Genomic DNA, 1875 nt, shown 5'->3' with positions numbered 1-1875 from the left:
CTTCAGAACTAACACAGTGGACGCGAGCAACTGAGGACAAGCCCTCGGCCTATTAGTACCGGTCAGCTCCACCCATTACTGGGCTTCCACATCCGGCCTATCAACCCAGTCGTCTACTGGGAGCCTTACCCTCTCAAGGAGGTGGGAATACTCATCTCGAAGCAGGCTTCCCGCTTAGATGCTTTCAGCGGTTATCCCTCCCGAACGTAGCCAACCAGCCATGCCCTTGGCAGGACAACTGGCACACCAGAGGTTCGTCCGTCCCGGTCCTCTCGTACTAGGGACAGCCCTTCTCAATATTCCTACGCGCACAGAGGATAGGGACCGAACTGTCTCACGACGTTCTAAACCCAGCTCGCGTACCGCTTTAATGGGCGAACAGCCCAACCCTTGGGACCGACTCCAGCCCCAGGATGCGACGAGCCGACATCGAGGTGCCAAACCATCCCGTCGATATGGACTCTTGGGGAAGATCAGCCTGTTATCCCCGGGGTACCTTTTATCCGTTGAGCGACGGCGCTTCCACAAGCCACCGCCGGATCACTAGTCCCGACTTTCGTCCCTGCTCGACCCGTCGGTCTCACAGTCAAGCTCCCTTGTGCACTTACACTCAACACCTGATTGCCAACCAGGCTGAGGGAACCTTTGGGCGCCTCCGTTACCCTTTGGGAGGCAACCGCCCCAGTTAAACTACCCATCAGACACTGTCCCTGATCCGGATCACGGACCGAGGTTAGACATCCAGCACGACCAGAGTGGTATTTCAACGGCGACTCCACAACCACTGGCGTGGCTGCTTCAAAGTCTCCCACCTATCCTACACAAGCCGAACCGAACACCAATATCAAACTGTAGTAAAGGTCCCGGGGTCTTTCCGTCCTTCTGCGCGAAACGAGCATCTTTACTCGTAGTGCAATTTCACCGGGCCTATGGTTGAGACAGTCGAGAAGTCGTTACGCCATTCGTGCAGGTCGGAACTTACCCGACAAGGAATTTCGCTACCTTAGGATGGTTATAGTTACCACCGCCGTTTACTGGCGCTTAAGTTCTCAGCTTCGCAACCCCGAAAGGTCACTAACCGGTCCCCTTAACGTTCCAGCACCGGGCAGGCGTCAGTCCGTATACATCGCCTTACGGCTTCGCACGGACCTGTGTTTTTAGTAAACAGTCGCTTCTCGCTGGTCTCTGCGGCCACCCCCAGCTCAAGCAGCAAGTGCTATCACCGGTGATGGCCCCCCTTCTCCCGAAGTTACGGGGGCATTTTGCCGAGTTCCTTAACCATAGTTCACCCGAACGCCTCGGTATTCTCTACCTGACCACCTGAGTCGGTTTAGGGTACGGGCCGCCATGAAACTCGCTAGAGGCTTTTCTCGACAGCATAGGATCATCCACTTCACCACAATCGGCTCGGCATCAGGTCTCAGGCTATGTGCTGTCCGGATTTGCCTGGACAGCGCCCTACACCCTTACCCCGGGACAACCACCGCCCGGGCTGGACTACCTTCCTGCGTCACCCCATCGCTTACCTACTACCACCTTGGGTCAGCGGCTCCACCACTTTCCTTTCCCCGAAGGGTCCGGAACGGCTTCACGGCCTTAGCATTAATGGGCTCGATATTGGGCGTTTCAAAGCGGGTACCGGAATATCAACCGGTTGTCCATCGACTACGCCTGTCGGCCTCGCCTTAGGTCCCGACTTACCCTGGGCAGATCAGCTTGACCCAGGAACCCTTAGTCAATCGGCGCACACGTTTCTCACGTGTGTATCGCTACTCATGCCTGCATTCTCACTCGTGAACCGTCCACAACTCGCTTCCGCGGCTGCTTCACCCGGCACACGACGCTCCCCTACCCATCACAGCACCCGTTGGGGCT

The 1875-nt window shown here is 56.9% G+C and carries 1 rRNA gene; it reads right to left on the bottom strand.

The window, feature by feature from the left end:
- Positions 1 to 32: 32 nt before the first annotated feature.
- Positions 33 to 1875 (bottom strand): 23S ribosomal RNA (locus ACIGEZ_RS34155); the annotation flags it as partial.

The organism is Streptomyces sp. NPDC085481 (genome assembly GCF_044541845.1).
In the GTDB taxonomy this organism is placed as follows: domain Bacteria; phylum Actinomycetota; class Actinomycetes; order Streptomycetales; family Streptomycetaceae; genus Streptomyces.
This window is presented reverse-complemented; position numbering and strand designations above follow the sequence as displayed.